We start from the raw sequence: 25,001 nt of genomic DNA on the forward strand, positions 1-25,001 counted from the left end.
TAAACTAATGTTATGCACCGATTAACAATAGCGAAAATAACGGCCCCTTTCGGAGCCGTTATTTGTAACAAACGTTCAGAGATCAACCATTGATTTGCGCATGCATTTCCTGCACCGAAATCACCTTCTCGGTTGGATCTGCGTTCAGCGCCATCGCGGTGGCAAAACCGCCGTTCAGGGTGGTGTCGTAGTGAACTTTGTATTGCAGCGCACTGCGGCGAATCAGTTTGGAATCTTCAATCGCCTGACGACCTGCGGTGGTGTTAACGATATAGGTGTACTCGCCGTTCTTCAGACGATCCTGAATATGCGGACGACCTTCGTGCACCTTGTTCACCAGACGCGGGTTAATCCCGGCTTCCCCCAGTACCACCGCCGTACCATGCGTCGCATCCAGCTCGAAACCAAACTTCAGCAGTTTCGCAGCGAGGTCAACGATACGCTTCTTATCGCCTTCGCGTACCGACAGCAGCGCACGGCCTGATTTCTTCATGTTGCTCTGCGCACCCAGCATCGCTTTAGCGAAGGCTTCAGCGAAGGTACGACCAACACCCATCACCTCACCGGTAGAACGCATTTCCGGGCCGAGGATCGGGTCAACGCCCTGGAATTTGTTGAACGGCAGCACCACTTCTTTCACGGAGTAGTACGGCGGAATCACCTCTTTGGTGACGCCCTGCTCAGCCAGCGTTTTACCGGCCATCACACGCGCTGCCACTTTCGCCAGTGGGACACCGGTCGCTTTAGAGACGAACGGTACGGTACGTGCCGCACGCGGGTTCACTTCAATCAGGTAAACCTCGTTGTCCTTCACCGCGAACTGCACGTTCATCAGACCACGCACGTTCAGTTCGAACGCCAGTTTTTCCACCTGCTGACGCATCACGTTCTGGATATCCGCATTCAGGGTGTAAGCCGGCAGTGAACAGGCTGAGTCACCGGAGTGCACCCCCGCCTGCTCGATGTGTTCCATGATGCCGCCAATCAGCACACGCTCACCGTCGCAAATCGCATCCACATCCACTTCTACCGCGTCATCGAGGAAGCGGTCCAGCAGTACCGGTGCATCGTTAGAAACCGATACCGCCGTCTGGAAGTAACGCTTCAGGTCGATTTCGTCGTAAACAATTTCCATCGCCCGGCCACCCAGTACGTAGGATGGGCGAACCACCAGCGGATAGCCGATGCCGACCGCTTTCTCTACCGCCTGCTCCAGCGTGCTGACGGTGGCGTTGGCCGGTTGTTTCAGGTTCAGACGCTCAACTGCCTGCTGGAAACGCTCACGGTCTTCCGCACGGTCAATCGCATCCGGGCTGGTGCCGATAACCGGCACACCTGCCGCTTCCAGCGCGCGCGCCAGTTTCAGCGGAGTCTGACCACCGTACTGCACGATCACGCCCTTAGGCTGCTCGATACGCACGATTTCCAGCACGTCTTCCAGCGTTACCGGCTCGAAGTAGAGACGGTCAGAGGTGTCGTAGTCAGTTGAGACGGTTTCCGGGTTACAGTTAACCATGATGGTCTCAAAACCATCTTCACGCAGCGCCAGCGCCGCATGGACACAGCAGTAGTCAAACTCAATGCCCTGGCCGATACGGTTCGGACCGCCGCCCAGCACCATGATTTTGTCGCGATCCTGGTTCGGATTGGCTTCGCACTCTTCTTCATAAGTCGAGTACATATAAGCAGTGTCAGTAGCGAACTCTGCTGCACAGGTATCGACACGCTTATAAACCGGGTGCAGATTGAACTGCTGACGCAGTTTACGGATTTCACCTTCTGCAACGCCAGCCAACGCTGCCAGACGTGCGTCGGCAAAACCTTTACGCTTCAGTGCACGCAGGAAGGCAAAGTCCAACGCCTGCACACCTTCACGCGCCACCTGCTCTTCAAGACGAACCAGTTCTTCAATCTGCACCAGGAACCAGCGGTCGATATTGGTCAGGTTGAAGACGCCATCAACGGACATACCCGCACGGAACGCATCCGCGATGTACCAGATACGGTCGGAACCGGCATCCTTCAGCTCGCGACGGATACGGGTCAGTGCTTCGGCATCGTCCAGGTTCACTTTCGGGTCGAAACCGTTGGCACCCACTTCCAGACCGCGCAGCGCTTTCTGCATCGACTCCTGGAAAGTACGGCCAATCGCCATCACTTCACCGACAGATTTCATCTGGGTAGTCAGGCGATCGTTGGCACCAGCGAACTTCTCGAAGTTGAAACGAGGAATCTTGGTGACAACGTAGTCGATGGACGGCTCAAACGAGGCCGGGGTACGACCACCGGTGATGTCGTTCATCAGTTCGTCGAGGGTGAAGCCCACCGCCAGTTTTGCTGCCACTTTAGCAATCGGGAAGCCGGTCGCTTTGGAGGCCAGCGCCGAAGAACGTGACACGCGCGGGTTCATTTCGATGACGATCAGGCGACCATCTTTCGGGTTAACCGAGAACTGCACGTTGGAACCGCCCGTTTCAACGCCGATTTCACGCAGTACCGCCAGCGAGGCGTTACGCATGATTTGATACTCTTTGTCGGTCAGGGTCTGGGCCGGGGCCACAGTGATGGAGTCACCGGTGTGGATCCCCATCGCATCGAAGTTTTCGATGGAGCAGACGATGATGCAGTTGTCGTTTTTATCACGCACCACTTCCATCTCGTACTCTTTCCAGCCAATCAGCGACTCGTCAATCAGCAGCTCATTGGTCGGCGACAGATCCAGACCGCGTTCGCAAATCTCTTCAAATTCTTCACGGTTATACGCGATACCGCCACCGGTGCCGCCCATGGTGAAAGAAGGACGGATAATGCACGGGAAGCCAACGTCTTCGGCCACGGCCAGCGCTTCTTCCATGGTGTGCGCGATACCCGAACGCGCGGTATCCAGACCAATGCTTTTCATCGCCACGTCAAAACGACGGCGGTCTTCGGCTTTATCAATGGCGTCGGCGGTGGCACCAATCATGGTCACACCGAACTCTGCCAGCACGCCCTGGCGTTCCAGCTCCAGCGCACAGTTCAGCGCTGTCTGGCCACCCATGGTCGGCAGAACCGCATCCGGGCGCTCTTTTTCAATGATTTTGCGTACCACTTCCCAGTGAATCGGCTCGATATAGGTAGCATCGGCCATTTCCGGGTCGGTCATAATGGTTGCCGGGTTAGAGTTCACCAGAATGACGCGGTAGCCCTCTTCACGCAGCGCTTTACACGCCTGCGCACCGGAGTAGTCAAATTCACATGCCTGGCCGATAACGATCGGACCTGCGCCAAGGATCAGGATGGATTTTATGTCTGTACGTTTTGGCATCGTTAGCTCCTGATTACTTCGCGTTAGAACGGTAGGCTTCGATCAGTTCGATAAAGTGATCGAACAGCGGTGCTGCATCGTGCGGGCCTGGGCTGGCTTCCGGGTGTCCCTGGAAGCTAAAGGCCGGTTTATCGGTACGGTGAATGCCCTGCACGGTCTGGTCGAACAGTGACACATGGGTCACACGCAGATTTGCGGGTAAGTTGCTTTCATCAACGGCGAAACCGTGGTTCTGTGCAGTGATCATCACGGTATTGTTGTCGAGATCTTTGACCGGATGGTTACCACCATGATGGCCCAGCTTCATTTTGATGGTCTTCGCACCGCTCGCCAGCGCCAGCAGCTGATGGCCGAGGCAGATGCCGAATACCGGAATATCGGTATTCAGGAAAGCCTGAATCGCGTTGATAGCGTAGTCACACGGCTCCGGGTCACCCGGGCCATTGGAGAGGAAAATGCCGTCCGGATTCAGCTTCAGTACCTCTTCCGCCGAAGTTTGCGCCGGAACCACCGTCAGGCGGCAGCCGCGATCCACCAGCATACGCAGAATGTTGCGCTTGGCGCCAAAATCGTAGGCGACAACGTGGAACGGTAATTCTTCTGCGGATTTTTGCTCCGGCAGGTCGCCCTGTAGCGTCCAGCTCCCCTGCTGCCAGGCATAGGTTTCAGCCGTCGTCACTTCTTTTGCCAGGTCCATACCTTTCAGACCCGGGAACGCCTGCGCTTTCTGTAACGCCAGCGCGGCATCCGGATTGTCACCGGCGATGATGCAGCCGTTCTGTGCCCCTTTTTCACGCAGCAGACGCGTCAGCTTGCGGGTATCGATATCGGCAATGGCGACGATGTTGTTGCGCTGCAAATAGGCTGACAGGCTTTCTTCACTACGGAAGTTGCTGGTAATCAGCGGCAGATCGCGAATAACGAGGCCCTGAGCATGAATTTGGCTGGATTCTTCGTCGGCGGCGTTAGCGCCAACATTGCCGATATGGGGATAAGTGAGGGTGACGATCTGGCGGGAATAGGAGGGATCAGTGAGGATTTCTTGATAACCGGTCATTGACGTGTTGAAAACGACCTCCCCCACTGCCGATCCCGTTGCCCCGATGGCCCGACCGTGGAATTGGGTTCCGTCTTCCAGAACCAAGAGCGCTGACTTAATCAAAACATCCTCCAGGGAATAAACAGTCACAATATTTGCATATTAATTCAAAATACTGTCCTGAATCAATGCAAAAACCGCCTGACTGGTCGATTTTTGGCAAATTGCGCGCATTCTAATGATCGACCTGCACCTTGTCTACCCTGAGACGGTATTTTTTTGCTTTTTTCGGGCAACTGAATGTTAAAATCCACAATAAGCGACAAAAGAGCGAGACAACTGGGAAAAATAAACGGTTGCGAGGCGGAAATAATCTTAAAAGGGTGCTAGCGGGAGAAAATTTTTGACCAAATGGTCAAAAATGATGATTTACAGGATGAAAAACGATCGCAAGTACAGAAAAAAACACACTTCAAACAGAAACAGATGCATAATCGTCATTTTAAAGACAAAATAAAGGGCAATAATAATATTGCCCTATTCAATCAATGTCTTACCGATTGAAATAACCACATCACGATGGTTCACAACACTCACAACATCGATAAATCCAGCACATCACGCATATCATAAAGGCCAGATTTCTTGTCTTTAAGCCAAAAAGCAGCTTTAACAGCTCCATTTGCAAAGGTCATGCGGCTGGAAGCCTTGTGGGTAATCTCTACGCGTTCGCCAATATCTGCAAACATCGCGGTATGCTCGCCGACGATATCGCCTGCACGGACGGTAGCGAAACCGATGGTCTGCGCTTTGCGCTCACCGGTATGGCCTTCACGCGCGTAGACCGCGTGCTCGTCCAGTTTCCAGTCCATCGCTTCGGCAATCGCTTCACCCATTGCCAGCGCCGTCCCTGATGGTGCATCAACTTTGTGACGGTGATGCGCTTCAACGATTTCAATATCAGCGTAATCGCCCATCACTTTCGCCGCTTGTTTCAGCAGCTCCAGCACCAGGTTTACACCCACGCTGAAGTTTGCGGCGAACACGATGCCAATCTCTTCCGCCGCCGCGCGAATCGCTGCTTTACCGGCTTCATCAAAACCGGTGGTGCCAATCACCATCGCTTTCTGATGCTGACGGCAGAAGGCCAGGTACTCCAGCGTGCCTTCCGGGCGGGTGAAGTCGATCAGCACGTCAAAATCATCTACGACCTGCTGTAAATCGGCGGTGACCAACACCCCGGTTTTACCGATGCCCGCCAGTTCACCGGCGTCGCTGCCGATCAGCGATGAACCGCTGCGTGCCAGCGCGGCACCTAATACTACGCCTTCCGCCTGCTGCGCAGCCTGAATCAAATTGCGTCCCATACGACCCGGCGCACCAACAATAGCAATGCGGATTTCACTCATATTTATTCATTCCTGATACAAAACTATGCATGCAAAGCGCAAACAGGTTAACGGTGAGATAACAGTCACGCCACAATAAAAAAGGGATAATTAGAATTTTATGCCAGCCGCGTCAGATTATCAGTAAAAGCAATCTCACCAGGTGGAAATAGGTCTGAGCGGATGATGTAACGGCGCGATTTATCGCGCCGTTACCAGGGAGGGGTTACTGCACGTTGCGCACGTCAACGCGCAACTCTTTCGGCACTTCAAACACAATGTTTTCTTCACGGCCAATCAGCTCGATCGCCGCTTCACCGCCGAACTCGCGCAGACGCTGAATCACCTGCTGCACCAGAATATCCGGCGCAGAAGCCCCCGCCGTCACGCCAATGGTGGTCACGTCTTTTACCCACTCTTCCTGAATATCGTCGGCAGAATCGATCAGCTTTGCCAGTTTACCGGCACGCTGCGCCAGTTCCGCCAGACGGTTGGAGTTGGAGGAGTTTTTCGACCCGACGACCAGCACCACTTCAGCGTCGCGAGCCAGCACACGCACCGCTTCCTGGCGATTCGTGGTGGCGTAGCAGATATCATCTTTACGTGGACCGATGATCGCCGGGAAGCGCTGACGCAGCGCGTCAATCACGTCGGAGGTATCATCCACCGACAGTGTGGTCTGGGTCATAAAGCACAGGTTGCTTTCATCTTTGACATGCAGTTTGAACACGTCTTCCGGTGATTCCACCAGATACATGCCACCGTTGGGGTTGTTGTACTGCCCCATGGTGCCTTCCACTTCCGGATGCCCCGCATGGCCAATCAGGATGGCTTCAACGCCTTTACGGCTGGCGCGCGCCACTTCCATATGCACTTTGGTCACCAGCGGACAGGTGGCGTCAAACAGCATGGTCAGGTTACGCGCCTTCGCTTCGGCACGAACCGCCTGCGACACACCATGGGCAGAGAAGATGAGAATGGCATCATCCGGCACTTCACTGATTTCTTCGATAAAGATAGCACCGCGCTCGCGCAGGCTGCTCACCACATAGCGGTTATGCACCACTTCATGGCGAACATAGATAGGCGCGCCGTACATTTCCAGCGCGCGCTCTACGATACTAATGGCACGATCCACGCCTGCACAGAAACCGCGTGGGTTAGCTAACAGGATTTGCATGGTCCCCTCCAGCTGCGGATCGATCTCCAGCACTTCAATATCGAAATTGAATGCCTGCGCCCGCCAGCGGATGGTTGAAATCCACAGTGATCGAATCACCAGAGATTTCACGGATCACCCCCGGCATCTCGCTGCCACCCATGCCGCTGAACAGCATAATGGCACCGACTTCCGGCTCTCCAGCATCGATAAAATCACGACGGGAGAAGTATTGGATCAGGTCCGGGCTGATGCCACCGAAGGCATCCTCCGGCGCCAGGGTAAAGCCGTGCTTGTCGCCGACTTTACGTCCCAGCAGTTCCTGCTCCAGCGCTGCCGACAGGCTGCCATCGCCCAGACGAAACAGCGCGGGTTTGCCGTTGGCGCGCGTTGATTCCGCTGTCGAGCCATCTTCCAGCTTCAGCGTAAAATGCACCAGCAGGGCGCTATCGCGCTGTACAGTGTCTGTCATCATTTACCCTTAATCTTTAACCTGTTTGCCTTTCGGGCTAAAGAAGCCCTCCAGCACCACCAGCGCCGCGCCGATGCAGATCCCGCAGTCGGCGATGTTGAAGGTCGCGAAGTGCCAGTCACCGATATAGAAGTCGATAAAATCGACCACGAACCCGTGGTAAGCACGATCAAACAGGTTACCTAATGCCCCGCCGATGATCAGCGCGTAAGCAATATTGGTTAACTTGTTGCGGGCAGGATTGCGATACATCATCACCAGTAACGCAACCACAATGGCGATCGCGATCCCAGCAAAGAACCAGCGCTGCCAGCCGCCTTTGTCCGCCAGGAAGCTGAACGCCGCGCCATAGTTGTGCGCATAGAACAGGTTCAGGAACGGCATCAGCGACCGCGTTTCGTGCAGCATCATGTTATTCATGACCCACTGCTTACTGGCGAAGTCGACAACAATCACCACCAGCACCAGCCACAGCCAGCGCAATCCGGTTGAGAAAATAGCTTTACTCATCAGGCAAACTTACGCTCTTCGCCGTTACCGGCCACGTTGGTGTAACAACGTCCGCAGACCGCCGCGTGCTCCGGGTTCTGACCAACGTCGGTAGTGTAATGCCAGCAGCGTGGACATTTCTCGCCTTCTGCTTTATGCAACGCGATTTTCAGACCTTTCAGCAATTCGCTCTGCTGTGCTTCGTCGCTTGCCGTAACGTAATCCGCCACCGTGGCACCGGAGGTCAGCAGTACAAAGCGCAGCTCATTGCCCAGCGCCTGCAGTTTGGTCGCCAGTTCAGCATCCGCGTACAACGTAACCGTTGCTTCCAGCGAGCCACCGATACGTTTATCGCCACGCGCCTGTTCAATCACCTTGTTCACTTCACCGCGTACTTTCAGCAGTTCAGCCCAGTACGCATCATTCAGCGCTTCGTCTGCCGCCAGACCAAACAGGCCGTCGTACCATTCTTCGGTAAACACGTATTGCGCACGATCGCCCGGCAGGTAACCCCAGATTTCATCTGCAGTGAAGGACATGATCGGTGCCATCCAGCGAACCAGCGCTTCCACGATGTGCCACAGCGCGGTCTGGCAGCTGCGACGCGCCAGGCTGTCGCCCTTCGCGGTGTACTGACGGTCTTTGATGATGTCGAGGTAGAACGACCCCATCTCAATCGAGCAGAACTGCATCAGACGCTGGATAACTTCATGGAAATCGTAGTTAGCGTAGGATTCCACGATATCCGCCTGCGCAGCCTGTGCACGGCCTACGGCCCAGCGATCCAGTACCACCATCTCTTCCGGGCTGACTTTATCGGTCGCCGGATTGAAGCCGCTCAGGTTAGCCAGCAGGAAACGTGCGGTGTTACGGATACGACGATAAGCATCCGCTGAACGCTTCAGGATCTCATCGGAGACCGCCATCTCACCGGAATAGTCGGTTGAAGCCACCCACAGACGCAAAATGTCTGCGCCCAGCTTGTCCATCACATCCTGCGGTGCGACGGTGTTGCCGATGGATTTCGACATTTTGCGGCCCTGACCATCCACGGTAAAACCGTGCGTCAGTACCTGGCGATATGGCGCTTTGCCTTTCATCGCGGTCGAAATCATCAGTGAAGACATAAACCAGCCGCGATGCTGATCCGAGCCTTCCAGATACATATCCGGGCTATGGCCTTCAAATTCCGGGCGGGCGTCAACTACGGCATAGCTGGTTGAACCTGAATCGAACCACACATCCAGCGTATCCGGCACCTTGGTGTAGTTGTCAGCGTCGTCGCCCATCAGATCGCGTGGGTCGAGATCCCACCACGCCTGAATACCATCCTGCTCCACACGCTGTGCCACTTTCTCCATCAGCTCCAGCGTATCCGGGTGCAGCTGTTCGGTCTCGTTATGGACGAACAACGCCATCGGCACACCCCAGGTGCGCTGACGGGAGATACACCAGTCCGGGCGGTTGGCCACCATCGCTTCGATACGTGCCTGGCCCCAGTCCGGGATCCACTGCACGCCTTTGATCTCTTTCAGCGACTGCGCACGCAGGCCTTTCTGATCCATGCTGATAAACCACTGCGGCGTCGCACGGAAGATGATCGGCGTTTTATGACGCCAGCAGTGTGGATAACTGTGCAGCAGTTTTTCCACATGCAACAGCGCGCCTTTTTCCTTCAGCAGCTCAACGATCATATCGTTGGCTTTAAATACGTTAACGCCGTCCAGCGTCGGGTAGGTGCCCGGCAGATACGCGCCATCCGGTCCAACCGGGTTAGCAGTTTCCAGGCCGTATTTCTGACCAATCACGTAGTCATCAGGACCGTGACCCGGAGCGGTATGCACCGCACCGGTACCGGCTTCAAGGGTGACGTGTTCGCCCAGCACCACTTTCGACTGGATGTTTTCCAGGAAAGGATGCTGGAACAGTTGCAGCTCCAGCGCCGCGCCTTTGCACTCACCCAGCACGCGCCACTCGCTGATACCGGCGCGCTTCATCACGCTTTCTACCAGGTCTTTGGCGAGGATCAGGCTACGGCCTTCGATTTGCACCAGCTGGTATTCAAATTCCGGATGCAGAGAGATACCGCGGTTGGCTGGCATGGTCCACGGGGTGGTAGTCCAGATAACCAGAGAAACCGGGCCTTCAGACGCAGTGACGCCAAATTTGGCGCGTACCGTATCAGCATCCAGTGCGTTGAACATCACGTCGATAGATGGAGACGTTTTGTCGTAGTATTCGACTTCCGCTTCAGCCAGCGCCGAACGGCAATCCAGACACCAGTGCACCGGCTTCGCGCCTTTATGCAGGTGACCATTGCCGATGATTTTGCCCAGCGCACGGATGATGTTGGCTTCAGTCTGGAAGTTCATGGTCAGGTACGGATGATCCCAGTCACCCAGCACACCAAGACGGATAAAGTCTTTTTTCTGTCCTTCCACCTGCTCCGCCGCGTATTTACGGCAGGCTTCACGGAATTCCGCCGCGCTGACTTTCTCGCCCGGCTTACCAATCATCTGCTCAACTTTGTGTTCGATCGGCAGACCGTGGCAGTCCCAGCCCGGTACATAAGGCGAATCAAAGCCCGCCATGCCTTTCGACTTAACGATAATGTCTTTCAGAATCTTGTTAACGGAGTGACCAATATGAATGCTGCCGTTCGCGTAGGGAGGGCCATCATGCAGAATAAAGGTTTTTTTCCCTTTTTTGGCTTCGCGGATGATGCCGTACAGGTTGTCATCATACCAACGTTGCAGCATTCCCGGTTCGCGTTTAGCCAGATCGCCACGCATCGGGAACCCCGTTTCCGGCAAATTCAGGGTAGATTTATAGTCACTCATCAGATTCTCGGTTCCATATTTCGGTCATTAAACCGGTGTTTTTATACCCGCCATACTTCAGGTTGCAGGGTATAGCCCAAAAAATTGTCGGGCCGTCACCACATCTTTCGCTATTTGTTCTTTCAGGGCGTCCAGCGAGGCGAAACGCTGTTCGCTGCGAATCTTATGCCTCAGCACCACTTCAATGTGACGCCCATAAAGATTCATATTTGTGTCGAGCAGGTGAACTTCAAGCTGCTGACGCAGACCTTTTACCGTCGGGCGCGTACCAATGTTGGCAACGCCAGGGATAGGTTCGTCACCCAGACCCAGCACTTCAACCGCAAATACGCCTTTCACCGGCGTTACCGTACGGCGTAAAGGGAGATTCGCGGTGGGAAAACCAATGGTGCGCCCCAGTGCATCACCGTGCACCACGCGGCCTGAAATGCTGAAGGGATGGCCCAGCAATGCCTGCGCCTGAGCAAAGTCATCCTGCGCCAACGCCTGCCGCACCGCGGTACTGCTGATGCGTATACCAACACCATCACAAAAAGTCTGGGTGCTGATGACATCAAAGCCATATTCCGTACCGGCTTTCTGTAATAACAGGAAATCGCCCTGGCGACCAGCACCAAAGCGGAAATCATCGCCGACTGCGAGGAATTTGACGTTCAGCTTTTCCACCAACAGTTCAGCGATAAAGCTTTGTGCCGAATGGGCAGCAAAGCGGCGATCGAAGCGTACACACAACACCTCATCCACACCTGCCTGCTGTAAATACTTCAGCTTTTCACGCAGACGCGTCAGGCGTGCCGGCGCTTTATCACCTGCAAACAGCTCCAGCGGCTGTGGTTCGAACAGCATCACTATCACCGGCAGCTGCCGCCTGCGGCCTTCTTCAATCAGTTCAGCCATCAATGCCTGATGGCCGCGATGGAAACCGTCAAAATTACCAATGGTCAGGACGCAGCCGCGATGCTGCTCATTGAGATTGTAAATACCGCGGATAAACTTCATGGCTGACTCAAACCGGTGGAAATCGGCGGATTATACCCTTGAATAGCGTTCAGGTTAACCCGTATGCGTGCCTTTCCTGCTTCTGTTGCAGCTTAATCCGCGTGCAGGCAGGGGCTTAGGTGCGATCTTGAGAATTTTATTGCGAAATACTGTATTCAACGAGGTGATGCTGGTAGAATCTTGCGCCATCAATTACGTAACCGGGTGTCGTTTGTAAAACGACGCTTATTTGCACAAATCCATTGACAAAAGAAGGCACAAAAGGCATAGTCCTCGGCCTTTGATTTGTCCATATAGAACACATTTGGGAGTTGGACCTTGGCTAATATCAAATCAGCTAAGAAACGCGCCGTAACATCTGAGAAACGTCGCAAGCATAACGCGAGCAACCGTTCTATGATGCGTACTTTCATCAAGAAAGTATACGCGGCTATCGCAACAGGCGACAAAGCTGCTGCGCAGAACGCATTCAACGAAATGCAACCGATCGTGGACCGTCAGGCTGCTAAAGGTCTGATCCACAAAAACAAAGCTGCACGTCATAAGTCAAACCTGACTGCACAGATCAACAAACTGGCTTAATCGCCCGGCTGTTAATCGCTTTGTGAAAGAACCGGCGCTAAGCCGGTTTTTTTCTGCCTGTTATTTGCCGCTAAACAACGTGCTGAAGTCACCATGACAGATGCGCTGCACCGCCGGATGCTGAATCATACGCTCGGCAAAAATCACGTGATACTCCTCCATCACCGCGTCCAGACGCCCCATCTCCTGAATCGTATCATCGCGATAAATGGCATCACCGTAGAGCGTAGGGGCGACAAAAATCGCGTTATGCTGCGCCCCAAACGCCTTCATTAATGCCGCATCATCAAACTCGCCAAGAATCTCAACTTGTAATCCCTGGCTGTGGATCCAGTTCAGCAGCTTACGTCCCAACATGGAACGACGGCCTGGAATCAGCAAACGCCGCTGTTCCAGGCAGGCCGGGAAAGCCTGTTCCGGCCAGGGCGCGCTACACCAAAAGCTGACCGGACACTCACCCAATTTGACCGAGAACAGCCCCTCCTGCTGCGTCGAATCAATCGGGCAGTCGGAGACTATCATATCCAGCTTATGCTGGCTCAGTTGCTCCAGCAGCAGCTCATGCGTCGATTCAAAGCAGCGCAGATGTATCTTCTCATCGGCCACTACCGCCGCCTCCAGCACCTTACTGACGAGTTGCTTGGACAGCGCATCGGCAATGCCGACATCAAACAGCAGATGGGACTCTTTGCGGTAGTTGACGATATCGAGCATTTCCTGGCTCAGCATAAACATGCGATCGGCATAGCGAAACACCAGCTGCCCCAGCTCGGTTGGGACCAGCCCGCGTCCCTGACGGCGAAACAGTTTGCCTTGCAGACGGTCTTCCAGCGCCTTGATTTGCCCGGTGATGGTTTGCGGCGTGAGGAATAGCGCCTCCGCCGCACCAACAATCGAACCCTCACGGCAGACATGCCAGAAGTAATACAGATGGTTGTAGTTGATATGTGACATCTGCGCTCTCCCTGCGTCAGCTTATGCCACCTGGCGCGGCAGACGTCGCCACAGCAGGAAATAGCCGACGATGGCCGAGATGACCGACCCCAGCAAAATACCCAGTTTCGCCAACGTGATCAGCTGGGGATCGGCTTCGCCATACGCCAGCGAGGCTATAAAAATCGACATGGTAAAGCCGATGCCGCACAACACGCCGACGGCAGCGATATCGCGTAACGAGGTATTATCCGGCAATTTTGCTACCCCGGTTTTTACGCCAAGCCAGCAAAACAGCGTGATGCCAAGGGGTTTGCCGATAAACAGCCCCAGCATGATGCCGAGCGGCAGCAGCGAGAACAGGCTGCCTGGTGTCACTCCCGCCAGCGAAACGCCTGCATTGGCGAAGGCAAACAGCGGCAGAATCAGCCAACGTACCCATGGATGCAGCGCGTGCTCCAGATGGATGGCCGGGGAATGGCCCTCTTTCTTCTTCAGCGGGATCAGGAAACCCACCACCACGCCAGCCAGCGTGGCATGCACGCCGGATTTCAACACTGCGGTCCACAGCACCAGCCCCACCAGCAAATACAAACCGGTGTTACGCACATTCAGCAGGTTCATGATGCCCAGCACCACAATCGCGCCAGCGGCCACACCTAAAGACATTAAAGAAAGATCGCTGGTATAGAACAGCGCGATAATCACGATAGCGCCCAGATCGTCAATGATCGCCAGCGCCATCAGGAAGATCTTCAGCGCAGGCGGAACCCGGCTACCCAGCAGTGCCAGGATACCCAGCGCGAAAGCGATATCAGTTGCTGTGGGAATGGCCCAGCCGCTGCGGGTGGCTGCATCACCGACGTTAAAGAGCAGGAACACTAAGCCGGGGACCACCATACCGCCAAGCGCCGCAATCAGCGGGAAAATCGCCTGATCGCGTCGGGCCAGCGCCCCCATCACCATTTCCCGCTTCACCTCCAGGCCAACCATCAGGAAGAACACCGCCATCAGCGCATCGTTGATCCACAGCAGCAAATTTTTGCTGATGTCCAGCGCACCAAAACGGAACTCCACCGGAATGTTAAGCAGATCGAGATAACCCTGATGGGTGTTGACGTTGTTAGCCAGCAGCATGGCAATGGCCGCGGCAATAATCAGCACGACGCCGCTGCTGGCGTCGCTGTTAAGCAATTTTTTCAAACGGATATTCACGTCCAGATTCCTTGTTGTAAGCGAATAGTAAAAAGGCGATTAGCTTAGCGGCAATATTAACTCGAAAAAAACAGATTATTTATTAGGCCAGGTTCGAAAAAACCGAATGATTGGGGGAAGGCAGGCAATAAAAAGCCAGCGGCGTAGCGCTGGCTTTCAGGATGACGCAGAAAAACTTAGCGGGTTAAGTCGTCAAAAAACTTCTTCACGCCGTCAAAGAAGCTCTTGGAACGAGGGCTATTTTTCTCACCGGTCGGGCCGCCAAAACTCTCCTCCAGTTCACGCAGCAGCGCTTTCTGTTTGTCGTTCAGGCTGACAGGGGTTTCCACCACCACGCGGCACAGCAGGTCACCCACCGCACCACCTCGTACTGATTTCACGCCTTTACCGCGCATGCGGAACAATTTACCGGTCTGCGTTTCTGACGGTACTTTCAGCTTCACACGGCCATCCAGGGTCGGTACTTCAATCTCGCCGCCCAGGGCTGCCATCGCGAAGTTGATCGGCACTTCACAGTACAGGTTGTTATCTTCACGTTCGAAGATCGGGTGTTTTTTCACTGACACCTGAACATAAAGATCGCCAGCCGGTGCGCCATGCTCACCCGCTTCCCCTTCTCCGCTCAGACGGATACGGTCACCGGTATCAACGCCAGCCGGGATTTTCACCGACAGGGTTTTCGAGCGCTCAACGCGACCGTGACCATGACAGGCGTTGCACGGATCTTTAATCACCGAGCCGCGACCATGACAGGTCGGGCACGCCTGCTGCACAGTGAAAAAGCCCTGGCGCATCTGCACCTGACCAGCACCATGACAGGTCGGACAGGTTTGGGGTTGCGTACCCGCCTTCGCGCCGCTGCCGTGGCAGACCTCACACTCTTCCAGGGTTGGAATGCGGATCTCTTTGGTCACGCCGCGCACCGCTTCTTCCAGCGTCAGGTCCATGTTGTAGCGTAAATCGGCGCCACGGGCAGCACGCTGACGGCGGCCACCACCAAAAATATCGCCAAATACGTCGCCAAAGATATCGCTGAAATCAGCACCGCCGCCGCCGAAGCCGCCGCCACCAAATCCACCGCCGCCCATGCCACCTTGTTCAAACGCCGCATGACCGTACTGGTCGTAGGCCGCACGCTTCTGCGCATCGGTCAGAATTTCGTAGGCTTCCTTAACCTCTTTGAATTTCGCTTCGGCTTCTTTATCGCCCGGGTTACGGTCCGGGTGATACTTCATCGCCAGGCGCTTATAAGCCTTTTTGATTTCGCGCTCATCAGCCGATTTAGAGACGCCTAAGATCTCGTAAAAATCACTCTTCGCCATCTTCTGCCCTTAACATGATCGCACGGGCGTGGAGAGATCTCCTACGCCCGTGCTGGTTTCAACGGCTGTCAGGCCAGCCGTCGCGCCCGGTCAGGGGCAATTATTTTTTATCTTTAACTTCTTCGAATTCAGCGTCGACTACGTCGTCATCTTTCTTCGCGGAAGCGTCGCCAGCATCTGCCGCGCCCGCCTGACCCTGCTGCTGTGCCATTTCCATCAGTTTGCTGGAAACCTGCATCAGAGCCTGCATCTTCGCTTCGATTTCGGCTTTGTCTTCGCCTTTCAGCGCGGTGTTCAGATCGTTCAGCGCAGATTCAATCGGTGCTTTATCATCGGCAGAAAGCTTGTCACCGGCTTCATCCAGCTGCTTACGGGTGCTGTGCGCAATCTGGTCGCCCTGGTTACGCGTCTGCACCAGCTCTTCGAATTTACGGTCAGCTTCAGCATTCGCTTCCGCGTCACGTACCATTTTTTCGATCTCTTCTTCGTTCAGACCAGAAGAAGCTTTAATGGTGATCTTCTGCTCTTTACCGCTGTTTTTGTCTTTCGCAGACACATGCAGGATACCATCCGCATCGATGTCGAAGGTCACTTCGATCTGCGGCATACCGCGCGGTGCAGCCTGGATACCGTCGAGGTTGAACTGGCCCAGTGATTTGTTATCGCTGGCACGTTTACGCTCACCCTGCAGCACGTGAATGGTCACGGCAGACTGGTTATCTTCAGCAGTCGAGAACACCTGGCTGTGTTTGGTCGGGATGGTGGTGTTCTTGCTGATCAGCGAAGTCATCACGCTACCCATGGTTTCGATACCCAGTGACAGCGGGGTTACGTCCAGCAGCAGTACGTCTTTCACGTCGCCGCCCAGAACACCACCCTGTACCGCAGCACCTACAGCAACCGCTTCGTCCGGGTTCACGTCTTTACGTGGTTCTTTACCAAAGAACTCGGTAACTTTGGCCTGAACCAGCGGCATACGCGTCTGACCGCCCACCAGGATGACATCGTTGATGTCAGAAACTGACAGACCAGCATCCTGCAGTGCCACTTTCAGCGGCTCAATAGAACGCGCAACCAGGTCTTCTACCAATGATTCCAGTTTCGCACGGGTCACTTTGATGTTCAGGTGCTTAGGACCAGTCGCATCCGCAGTGATGTACGGCAGGTTCACGTCAGTCTGCTGGGCAGAAGACAGTTCGATTTTCGCTTTCTCTGCGGCTTCTTTCAGACGCTGCATCGCCAGCGGATCGTTGTGCAGATCGATGCCCTGATCTTTCTTGAACTCAGCAACGAGGTAGTTGATCAGACGGCTGTCGAAGTCTTCACCACCCAGATGGGTATCACCGTTGGTTGCCAGCACTTCAAAGGTTTTTTCGCCATCAACTTCGTCGATTTCGATGATGGAGATATCGAACGTACCGCCGCCCAGGTCATAGACCGCGATGGTGCGGTTGCCCTGACCTTTGTCGAGGCCGTAAGCCAGCGCCGCAGCAGTCGGTTCGTTAATAATACGTTTTACTTCCAGGCCCGCGATACGACCGGCATCTTTGGTTGCCTGACGCTGTGCGTCGTTGAAGTAAGCCGGAACGGTAATCACCGCTTCAGTCACTGGCTCACCGAGGAAGTCTTCCGCAGTTTTCTTCATTTTTTTCAGCACTTCCGCAGAAATCTGCGGCGGAGCCATTTTCTGGCCTTTCACTTCCAGCCATGCATCACCGTTATCTGCTGCGGTGATTTTGTACGGCATGATTTTGATATCACGCTGCACTTCTTCGTCCTGAAAACGACGGCCAATCAGGCGCTTAATCGCGAACAGAGTGTTCTGCGGGTTAGTCACCGCCTGACGTTTAGCCGGTTGACCGACCAGAGTTTCGCCATCCTGTGTATAAGCAATAATTGAAGGCGTGGTACGATCGCCCTCGGCATTTTCCAGCACGCGTGCTTTAGTGCCGTCCATAATCGCAACACAAGAGTTGGTTGTACCCAGGTCAATACCAATAATCTTACCCATCTAAACGTCTCCCACTTAAATTCTGTGCCAAATTGGGTTGTGAAGCAGAGATGCGGGCAAATCTTGCCGCTTTCAACTGCCTGAGCAGGCTTTTTTTTCCTGCTCCACAACACTCGATGACAACTAGATGGGGCCGCTTCGAAGCGCATCAAGGGTTAAAACTAAAAAAATTTTAATTATCTCCCCCCTTTCAGATCAAAGATGCCCTTGTGGTGGCTGATTATTATGCAGCACCCCCGCAACGAGGGGTCTACACAACATTACCTCTGAGGAACTATGCGCAACATCTCTCTGGCGAATCCTGCGCCGCTGGGCTTAATGGGTTTCGGCATGACCACCATTCTGCTCAACCTGCACAACACCGGACTCTTCGCGATGGACACCATCATTCTGGCGATGGGCATTTTTTATGGCGGCCTGGCGCAAATCTTTGCGGGCCTGCTGGAGTTTAAAAAAGGTAACACCTTTGGTCTGACAGCGTTTGCCTCTTACGGTAGCTTCTGGCTGACGCTGGTCGCGATTCTGCTGCTGCCCAAAATGGGGCTGGCAGAAGCCGCCGATAGCCATTTCCTCGGCGCTTATCTCGGCTTATGGGGCGTATTCACGCTGTTTTTGTTCTTCGGCACTCTGACCGGCCCATTGATGCTGCAATTTGTTTTTGCCAGTTTGACAGTGCTGTTTGCCATGCTGGCAATTGGGCATTTGATCGATAACACCCTGCTGGTACGCATAGGGGGGTGGATCGGCCTGGTGTGCGGTGCCAGCGCCATCTATCTGGCGATGGGTGAAGTGCTGAATGAACAATGGGGACGGACCATCCTGCCGATTGGCGCCGCCCGCTGATAGCCACGCGGAGCCTGCTGGCTCCGCGTGATCATTTATGAGGTGTGGATGGGCCTCTCAAGCTGCACACTTTCCTGCCGATTATCGCGCAACAGCCAGATACCAACGACGAAGCCAATACCCGCCAGCGCCAGTACATACCAGGCGGGGGCCATCGGCGTCACACGCATCATTAGCGTCACGCTAATCGGGGTCAGACCACCAAAGATGGCGTAGGCGACGTTATAGGAAAAGGAAATGCCGGTGAAACGCACCGCCGCCGGGAAGGCGCGTACCATCACAAAAGGCACCACCCCCACAACACCGACGCACAGTCCCGCCAGGCCATACCAGACAAACAACATCTCTGGCGCTCCGTCGAGTTGATGGAAGAAATTCCAGCTGGCGATAGCCAGCAACAATGACCCCACCACCAGCGTGCGCGCCGCACCGAAGCGATCCACCACCCAGCCCGCAATGACACAGCCAAACAGCAGCATCACTGTGGCAAAACTGTTGGCCTGCAAACTGAGCGCAGCCGGAATCGCGTGCTGTTTTTGCATCAGGGTTGGCGCCATCAGAATCACCACCACAATGCAGGCGGAGAGCAGCCAGGTGAGCAGCATGGAAATCACGATGCTACGTTTATGATGGGTCAGGATAGTTTGCAGCGGCAGTGCATCGGCCAGCGCTTTACGCTGCTGCATCTGCTGAAACACCGGTGTTTCATGTAACCAGCGACGCAGATACATCGCCAGCAGACCAAACACCCCGCCGAGGAAGAACGGAATACGCCAGCCATGATCGGCAATCGCCGCCGGGGTCAGTGAGGTATTGATAATGGTTGCCACCAGCGAACCGAGCAGAATGCCGGCAGTTAAGCCCGCCGTTAAGGTACCGCAGGCAAAACCGACGCGTTTTTCGGGTACGTGCTCAGCCACAAACACCCATGCGCCGGGCACTTCGCCACCGATGGCGGCCCCCTGCAATACACGCAGCAGCAGCATCAATAACGGAGCCGCAATCCCGATGCTGGCGTAGGTCGGCAACGCGCCCATCGCCAGCGTCGGTAAGGCCATCAGCAATATACTCAGGCTGAACATCTTTTTACGGCCAACCTTGTCACCAAAGTGCGCCATGATGATGCCGCCCAGCGGACGCGCCAGATAACCCGCCGCAAAGATGGCAAAGGTCTGCACCTGACGCAGCCACTCCGGTATATCGGCCGGGAAGAAGAGTTCACCGATGACCGCAGCGAAAAACACAAAGATGATGAAGTCGTAAAATTCCAGTGCCCCGCCAAGGGCAGCCAGCGCCAGAGTTTTGTAATCCTGTCGATTGAGGCGACGCGTTGAGTGCGAATCCATAACGTACCGGTATCCAGAGGCAAAATTAGTGTAGTTGTAAAGTTATACTTACTATACCGTAAATTTTTTGCCACACCAGTAAGACTGAATTTTATGCCTGAAAATGGCGATTTTCAGACGTTTGTTTCCCGACGTGCGCTTTTTGGCCGAAATGCTGCTACCACCTGCGGGTTTGTTTCGACATATGGCCCCTCCAGCAACTGTAAACAATATGGTACAGATGCAAAGATGCCAGGTACTTTTACGCTGCCATCTTCCGCTTTGAGCCCTTCCAGCGTTTCTTTGATTGATTTCGGCTGCCCAGGCAAGTTGAGGATCAACGATTGTTTGCGGATCACCCCTACCTGGCGCGACAGGATCGCCGTCGGCACAAATTGCAGGCTGATTTGACGCATCTGCTCGCCAAAGCCCGGCATCTCACGGTCGGCCACCGCCAGGGTGGCATCCGGTGTCACATCACGGCGCGCCGGTCCGGTACCGCCCGTGGTTAACACCAGATGGCAAAAAAGCTCATCAACCAGTTCACAAATCGCCTGCTCGATCATTGGTTGTTCATCCGGTACCAGGCGGGTTTCGATTTCAAACGGCGTGGTCAGCGCGCTGCCGAGCCAGCTCTCCAGTGCCGGAATGCCCTGATCCTGATAAATGCCGTTCGCAGCGCGATCGGAAACGGAAATTAATCCAATACGTAATGTATCCATAGAGTTATCGCTGTGGTTTACCGCATGCGGCATAAATATATAAGGGGGATTTAAAGAAGGATAATACAAAGCGAAAGGGAGAAGAAAGTTTAAAACCGTGGCGGACGGTGGTGTGTTGCCGCCACGGGGTCATCACTTACAGCAGTTCGGCAATCATCTTCTCAAGTTTGCCCTGGTCGATGGCAAAGTTACGGATGCCTTCAGCCAGTTTGGTCACCGCCATCGGATCCTGGTTATGCTGCCACAGGAACTCGGATTCGGTCATTTTTGCCGGACGCGCTTTCACTTCGCCGCTGTAGCTCAGTTTACGCTCAACGGTACCTTCGCTCTCAGCCAGCTCTTTCAGCAGGTTCGGGGAGATAGTCAGACGGTCGCAACCGGCCAGCTCGATGATTTCGCCGACATTACGGAAGCTCGCGCCCATCACCACGGTTTCGTAACCGTGCTGTTTGTAGTAATCGTAGATCTCAGAAACAGAAACCACGCCCGGATCTTCGTGCGCAGCGTACTCTTTCTTGTCGGTGTTAGCTTTGTACCAGTCAAGAATACGGCCAACGAACGGAGAGATCAGGAACACGCCCGCTTCTGCACAGGCACGCGCCTGAGCGAAGGAGAACAGCAGGGTCAGGTTACAGTTGATGCCTTCTTTCTCCAGCTGCTCCGCAGCGCGGATGCCCTGCCAGGTAGAAGCCAGTTTGATCAGGATGCGATCGTTGCTGATGCCGGCATCGTTATACAGTTTGATCAGGCTACGGGCTTTGGCGATGCTCGCTTCGGTGTCGTATGACAGGCGTGCATCCACTTCAGTCGAAATACGACCCGGGATCAGTTTGAGAATTTCCAGACCAATGTTGACGGCCAGCTTGTCAGAAACCAGCTGCAATTGTTCTTCTTTGTTGCTGCTCTGCTGACGCGCCCAGCTAATGGCTTCGTCAATCAGTTTACGGTATTCAGGAATTTGAGCGGCATTGAGGATTAAAGAAGGGTTGGTGGTTGCATCCTGCGGTTGATAAAGTTTCATCGCCGCGATATCACCGGTGTCGGCTACCACAGTAGTCAGCTGACGCAAGGAAGTAAGTTTGTCCGTCATGGTTCTCTTTTCTCTTAGGTTGACTGTCAGGGTGTAAAAAGGCTGTTGCGATAATATCACGCGGTAACCACGGTGCAAGGTCGTGGCGTGCCCTTTACTAAGCATTCGCAAATGGGAGCGATTTGCCGATCCGTGCCGCTTTTTTGCTACACTCGCCCGAACTCATTTTCCGTTAATACCCTGATAAATCTGCGGGTCAATCGAGGACACAATAATGCTGATGGTAATCTCGCCAGCCAAGACACTGGATTTTGAAAGCCCGCTTGCGACACAACAATTCACTCAACCGGCGCTGTTAGAAAAGTCACAACAGCTGATTGATGTCGCCCGCGACCTGTCACCGGCACAAATCGCCTCGCTGATGGGCATCAGCGACAAACTGGCGCACCTTAATGCTGACCGTTTTAATGACTGGCAACCGCCTTTCACGCTGGAGAATGCGCGTCAGGCGATTCTGGCATTCAAAGGTGATGTTTATACCGGTTTGCAGGCGGAGACCTTCAGCGATAAAGATTTTACCTTCGCTCAGCAGCATCTGCGCATGCTGTCAGGTTTGTATGGTTTGCTGCGTCCGCTTGATCTGATGCAGCCGTACCGACTGGAGATGGGGATCAAACTGGCGAACCCCGCCGCGAAAGATCTGTACGGCTTCTGGGGTGATTTGCTGACTGATAAGCTGAATGCAGCGTTGGCGGAGCAAGGTGATGATGTGCTGATTAATCTCGCCTCAGACGAATATTTCAAAGCCATCAAACCGAAGAAACTGGCCGGACGTCTGATCAAACCCGTCTTCCTCGATGAGAAGAACGGCAAATTTAAGGTCATCAGTTTCTATGCCAAGAAAGCGCGTGGCCTGATGAGCCGTTATGTCATCCAGCATCGCCTGAGCAAGCCGGAACAACTGAAGACATTCGATGTGGATGGGTATTTCTTTGCGGCGGCAGAGAGCAGCGAAAGCGAGTTGGTGTTTAAGCGTCACGAACAGAAATAATCGCGCCGTTACACCGGATGAAAAAAATGGCTGGCGAATGCCAGCCATTTTTTACGTTATTTCATCAAAAACGCACGCAACGGGGCGAAGTCTGCTTGCATATCATGTGACAGCAGCGGCAGGTCAGCACGCTCGGCCAGGGCTTCCGGCAACGGCAGCGTCTGTTCCAGAATCGCTTCCACGCTCTCCTTAAACTTCGCCGGATGCGCAGTGCCGAGGAACAGGCCGTACTCACCTTCCTGTAACTGATCGCGTAGCAGACGATAAGCAATCGCCGCATGCGGTTCAGAGAGATAACCGATTGCCGCCAGCTCACGCATGGTGGCTTTGGTGGTCTCGTCACTCACCGCGCCGTAGGCCAGATCGCCCAGACGCCAGGTTTTGCGACGGAACAACTCTTCCACGCGCGGCCAGTTGTTCGGCTGGCTCACATCCATCGCGTTGGACAGCGTTGCCACGGTGGCATGCGGTGTCCACTCACCGTTGGCAAGGAAGCGCGGTACGGTATCGTTGGCGTTGGTGGCCGCGATAAAACGTTTGATCGGCAGGCCGAGTGATTTTGCCAGCAGGCCTGCTGTCAGGTCGCCAAAGTTGCCGCTCGGCACCGACACTACCAGCTGATTGCGTTTTTCCTGTGGCAGCTGGGCTACCGCTTCGAAGTAGTAGCAAATCTGCGCCAACAGACGACTGATATTGATGGAGTTAGCTGAGTTCAGGCCAATGGCCTTTTTCAGATCTTCATCATCAAATGCCTGCTTCACCAGTGCCTGACAGGCATCAAAGTCGCCATCAATGGCGATGGTTTCGATGTTGCCGCCCAGGGTACAGAACAGTTTTTCCTGCAACGGGCTGATTTTGCCCTGCGGATAGAGGATCACGACACGCACGTTTTCCATGCCGTAAAACGCATGCGCGACCGCAGCACCGGTGTCGCCTGAGGTGGCTGTCAGAATGGTGATCTTCTCATCGGCACCACTCACGTAGGAAAGCATCTGCGCCATAAAGCGGCCGCCGAAATCTTTAAACGCCAGCGTCGGGCCGTGGAACAGTTCCAGACAGGCCACATCGTCACTGACTTTTGCCACCGGTGCCGGGAAGGCAAACGCGGCTTTGACACGTTCAGCCAGCTGATGGGCGGCAATTTCATCACCGATAAAAGCCGAGAGGATTTTGCTGCTGCGAGTGACAAAATCCATCTCCAGCATCGCGTCAATATCGGTCAGTTCAAATTCCGGCAGTTCAAGCGGGAAAAACAGCCCCTGCTGTGAGCCGAGGCCCTGCTTCACTGCCTGAGCGAAGCTCACCTGCTCGTTATGATCCTTAAGGTTATAGAGTTTCATGCGTTATCCCAATTTACGTGCGCCAGCCGTATCAAGACGGCAGATGTGGACGAAACCTTCTTCATTCTGCAGATAGTGCTGGCTCAGCCAGTCTGCCATCCGCTGTGCCGTTGCCATCTCGTTGCAAACGGCGAAAAGCGTCGGGCCGGACCCCGAAATACCGCAAGCCAGTGCACCGATATCGGCAGCGGCTTTACGCGCTTCGGCAAAGCCCGGCAGCAGTTTGGTGCGATACGGCTCGGCCACCACATCCTGCATCAGTTTAGCCGCAAGCGCGGGCTGACCGGTGTGACAGGCGTGGATAAAACCGCCGAGCAGACGGCCATGCTTGATAATGTCCTGCTTACGATATTGCGCGGGCAGAATGGCGCGCGCTTCGGCAGTGGAGACTTTAATGCCCGGATAGGCCATCACCCACAGCCACTCATCAAACGACGGTACTGGCTGGCTGATGATGCCATCCTCTTCAATCATCAGCTGTACGCCGCCGAGGAAACAAGGCGCTACGTTGTCGTAATGCACGCTGCCGGAAATGCGCCCTTCCAGTTCGCCCATCAGCGCCAGCAGTTCGGTGTCGTTCAGCGGCTTGCCGCAGAATTCGTTCATCGCCATCAGTCCCGCCACCACGGAGCAGGCGCTGGAGCCAAGACCCGAACCGATCGGCATGTTTTTTTCCAGCGTCATCGCCACCGGGACTTCTTTGCCAATCGCTTCACAAAAACGCTGCCAGCACTGGTAAACAATGTTTTCCTGGGGATTAGTCGGCAGTTTGCTGACAAAGCGCCCTTCGTTCACCAGGCTAAAGCTGTCGGCCGCTGCGACCGACACACAATCACCCAGCAGGGTGCCATCCACCGGCGAAACTGCCGCGCCCAGCACATCAAAGCCGACGCTGACGTTACCTATCGAGGCCGGTGCATAAATTTTTACCATC

The 25,001-nt window shown here is 54.6% G+C and carries 19 protein-coding genes and 1 pseudogene; 3 read left to right on the plus strand and 17 right to left on the minus strand.

Translation table 11 applies throughout. The annotated features are described in order from the left end of the window. Positions 1–82: 82 nt before the first annotated feature. From carB to ribF, 8 genes and pseudogenes are all read right to left on the minus strand, one after another. Positions 83–3,307, minus strand: a complete 3,225-nt coding sequence (gene carB / locus PW844_RS24805; protein WP_299457504.1) for a carbamoyl-phosphate synthase large subunit — start codon at positions 3,305–3,307, stop codon at positions 83–85. A 13-nt stretch (positions 3,308–3,320) separates the two neighbouring features. After that, positions 3,321–4,469 (minus strand): glutamine-hydrolyzing carbamoyl-phosphate synthase small subunit, encoded by a 1,149-nt coding sequence (gene carA, locus PW844_RS24810; protein ID WP_299457506.1) that lies wholly within the window; start codon positions 4,467–4,469, stop codon positions 3,321–3,323. Between the two features lie 470 nt (positions 4,470–4,939). Then, positions 4,940–5,755 (minus strand): 4-hydroxy-tetrahydrodipicolinate reductase, encoded by an 816-nt coding sequence (gene dapB / locus PW844_RS24815; protein WP_299457508.1) that lies wholly within the window; start codon positions 5,753–5,755, stop codon positions 4,940–4,942. A gap of 205 nt (positions 5,756–5,960) precedes the next feature. Further along, positions 5,961–6,914, minus strand: a complete 954-nt coding sequence (gene ispH / locus PW844_RS24820; protein ID WP_299458314.1) for a 4-hydroxy-3-methylbut-2-enyl diphosphate reductase — start codon at positions 6,912–6,914, stop codon at positions 5,961–5,963. A 6-nt stretch (positions 6,915–6,920) separates the two neighbouring features. Further along, a pseudogene (gene fkpB / locus PW844_RS24825) lies at positions 6,921–7,365 on the minus strand (FKBP-type peptidyl-prolyl cis-trans isomerase); the annotation flags it as partial. Positions 7,366–7,374: 9 nt separating this feature from the next. After that, on the minus strand, positions 7,375–7,875 hold the full coding sequence (gene lspA / locus PW844_RS24830; RefSeq protein ID WP_299457510.1) for a signal peptidase II: 501 nt from the start codon (positions 7,873–7,875) through the stop codon (positions 7,375–7,377). After that, entirely contained in the window at positions 7,875–10,694 is a 2,820-nt protein-coding gene (ileS, locus tag PW844_RS24835) for an isoleucine--tRNA ligase (RefSeq protein ID WP_299457513.1), read from the minus strand. Before ileS ends, lspA begins: the two co-directional genes overlap by 1 nt. Before the next feature lie 57 nt (positions 10,695–10,751). Next, complete coding sequence (gene ribF / locus PW844_RS24840; RefSeq protein WP_299457516.1) at positions 10,752–11,693, minus strand: bifunctional riboflavin kinase/FAD synthetase; 942 nt, start codon at positions 11,691–11,693, stop codon at positions 10,752–10,754. 318 nt (positions 11,694–12,011) lie between these two features. Between ribF and rpsT the strand changes: the two genes are divergently transcribed. After that, positions 12,012–12,275: a 30S ribosomal protein S20 gene (rpsT, locus tag PW844_RS24845; RefSeq protein WP_208713961.1), complete on the plus strand. Its 264-nt coding sequence runs from the start codon at positions 12,012–12,014 to the stop codon at positions 12,273–12,275. A 60-nt stretch (positions 12,276–12,335) separates the two neighbouring features. On the opposite strand, the gene nhaR is transcribed toward rpsT, so the two are convergent. The 4 genes from nhaR to dnaK all read right to left on the minus strand — a co-directional run bounded on the left by nhaR (position 12,336) and on the right by dnaK (position 17,756). After that, on the minus strand, positions 12,336–13,229 hold the full coding sequence (gene nhaR / locus PW844_RS24850; RefSeq protein ID WP_084872563.1) for a transcriptional activator NhaR: 894 nt from the start codon (positions 13,227–13,229) through the stop codon (positions 12,336–12,338). Between the two features lie 21 nt (positions 13,230–13,250). Then, positions 13,251–14,423 (minus strand): Na+/H+ antiporter NhaA, encoded by a 1,173-nt coding sequence (nhaA, locus tag PW844_RS24855; RefSeq protein WP_299457522.1) that lies wholly within the window; start codon positions 14,421–14,423, stop codon positions 13,251–13,253. Positions 14,424–14,599: 176 nt separating this feature from the next. After that, entirely contained in the window at positions 14,600–15,745 is a 1,146-nt protein-coding gene (dnaJ, locus tag PW844_RS24860) for a molecular chaperone DnaJ (RefSeq protein ID WP_084872557.1), read from the minus strand. A gap of 100 nt (positions 15,746–15,845) precedes the next feature. Beyond that, positions 15,846–17,756 carry a molecular chaperone DnaK gene (gene dnaK, locus PW844_RS24865; RefSeq protein WP_299457525.1) on the minus strand — a complete coding sequence of 637 codons (1,911 nt, stop codon included), beginning with the start codon at positions 17,754–17,756 and terminating at the stop codon, positions 15,846–15,848. 276 nt (positions 17,757–18,032) lie between these two features. Between dnaK and satP the strand changes: the two genes are divergently transcribed. Further along, a complete protein-coding gene (gene satP / locus PW844_RS24870; protein WP_299457527.1) occupies positions 18,033–18,599 on the plus strand; it encodes an acetate uptake transporter in 567 nt (188 codons plus the stop codon). Positions 18,600–18,634: 35 nt separating this feature from the next. On the opposite strand, the gene PW844_RS24875 is transcribed toward satP, so the two are convergent. The 3 genes from PW844_RS24875 to tal form a co-directional block, all read right to left on the minus strand. After that, the gene (locus PW844_RS24875; RefSeq protein ID WP_299457530.1) at positions 18,635–19,945 is read right to left on the minus strand and encodes an MFS transporter; all 1,311 of its coding nucleotides are present in this window, start codon (positions 19,943–19,945) and stop codon (positions 18,635–18,637) included. A 113-nt stretch (positions 19,946–20,058) separates the two neighbouring features. After that, entirely contained in the window at positions 20,059–20,646 is a 588-nt protein-coding gene (mog, locus tag PW844_RS24880) for a molybdopterin adenylyltransferase (RefSeq protein WP_299457532.1), read from the minus strand. A 136-nt stretch (positions 20,647–20,782) separates the two neighbouring features. After that, positions 20,783–21,736 (minus strand): transaldolase, encoded by a 954-nt coding sequence (tal, locus tag PW844_RS24885; protein ID WP_299457535.1) that lies wholly within the window; start codon positions 21,734–21,736, stop codon positions 20,783–20,785. Positions 21,737–21,950: 214 nt separating this feature from the next. On the opposite strand from tal, the gene yaaA reads away from it, so the two are divergent. Further along, positions 21,951–22,727: a peroxide stress protein YaaA gene (gene yaaA, locus PW844_RS24890; RefSeq protein ID WP_299457537.1), complete on the plus strand. Its 777-nt coding sequence runs from the start codon at positions 21,951–21,953 to the stop codon at positions 22,725–22,727. A gap of 56 nt (positions 22,728–22,783) precedes the next feature. Here the strand turns inward: yaaA and thrC are convergent, their stop codons facing one another. Both thrC and thrB read right to left on the minus strand, forming a co-directional pair. Then, positions 22,784–24,067 (minus strand): threonine synthase, encoded by a 1,284-nt coding sequence (thrC, locus tag PW844_RS24895; RefSeq protein ID WP_299457540.1) that lies wholly within the window; start codon positions 24,065–24,067, stop codon positions 22,784–22,786. Positions 24,068–24,070: 3 nt separating this feature from the next. Continuing rightward, positions 24,071–25,000 carry a homoserine kinase gene (gene thrB / locus PW844_RS24900; protein ID WP_299458316.1) on the minus strand — a complete coding sequence of 310 codons (930 nt, stop codon included), beginning with the start codon at positions 24,998–25,000 and terminating at the stop codon, positions 24,071–24,073. Between the last annotated feature and the right edge of the window lies 1 nt (position 25,001).

The sequence above is a fragment of the Pantoea sp. genome (assembly GCF_028283705.1).
Taxonomy (GTDB): Bacteria; Pseudomonadota; Gammaproteobacteria; order Enterobacterales; family Enterobacteriaceae; genus Pantoea.

Excerpts from the sequence above, each read along its gene's own strand:
- ispH (WP_299458314.1), bottom strand. The coding sequence starts at position 6,914 with ATGCAAATCCTGTTAGCTAACCCACGCGGTTTCTGTGCAGGCGTGGAT.
- dnaK (WP_299457525.1), bottom strand. The coding sequence starts at position 17,756 with ATGGGTAAGATTATTGGTATTGACCTGGGTACAACCAACTCTTGTGTT.
- carB (WP_299457504.1), bottom strand. The coding sequence starts at position 3,307 with ATGCCAAAACGTACAGACATAAAATCCATCCTGATCCTTGGCGCAGGT.
- yaaA (WP_299457537.1), top strand. The coding sequence starts at position 21,951 with ATGCTGATGGTAATCTCGCCAGCCAAGACACTGGATTTTGAAAGCCCG.
- thrB (WP_299458316.1), bottom strand. The coding sequence starts at position 25,000 with ATGGTAAAAATTTATGCACCGGCCTCGATAGGTAACGTCAGCGTCGGC.
- nhaR (WP_084872563.1), bottom strand. The coding sequence starts at position 13,229 with ATGTCACATATCAACTACAACCATCTGTATTACTTCTGGCATGTCTGC.
- ileS (WP_299457513.1), bottom strand. The coding sequence starts at position 10,694 with ATGAGTGACTATAAATCTACCCTGAATTTGCCGGAAACGGGGTTCCCG.
- ribF (WP_299457516.1), bottom strand. The coding sequence starts at position 11,693 with ATGAAGTTTATCCGCGGTATTTACAATCTCAATGAGCAGCATCGCGGC.
- dapB (WP_299457508.1), bottom strand. The coding sequence starts at position 5,755 with ATGAGTGAAATCCGCATTGCTATTGTTGGTGCGCCGGGTCGTATGGGA.
- tal (WP_299457535.1), bottom strand. The coding sequence starts at position 21,736 with ATGACGGACAAACTTACTTCCTTGCGTCAGCTGACTACTGTGGTAGCC.
- lspA (WP_299457510.1), bottom strand. The coding sequence starts at position 7,875 with ATGAGTAAAGCTATTTTCTCAACCGGATTGCGCTGGCTGTGGCTGGTG.
- mog (WP_299457532.1), bottom strand. The coding sequence starts at position 20,646 with ATGGATACATTACGTATTGGATTAATTTCCGTTTCCGATCGCGCTGCG.
- satP (WP_299457527.1), top strand. The coding sequence starts at position 18,033 with ATGCGCAACATCTCTCTGGCGAATCCTGCGCCGCTGGGCTTAATGGGT.
- thrC (WP_299457540.1), bottom strand. The coding sequence starts at position 24,067 with ATGAAACTCTATAACCTTAAGGATCATAACGAGCAGGTGAGCTTCGCT.
- dnaJ (WP_084872557.1), bottom strand. The coding sequence starts at position 15,745 with ATGGCGAAGAGTGATTTTTACGAGATCTTAGGCGTCTCTAAATCGGCT.
- PW844_RS24875 (WP_299457530.1), bottom strand. The coding sequence starts at position 19,945 with ATGGATTCGCACTCAACGCGTCGCCTCAATCGACAGGATTACAAAACT.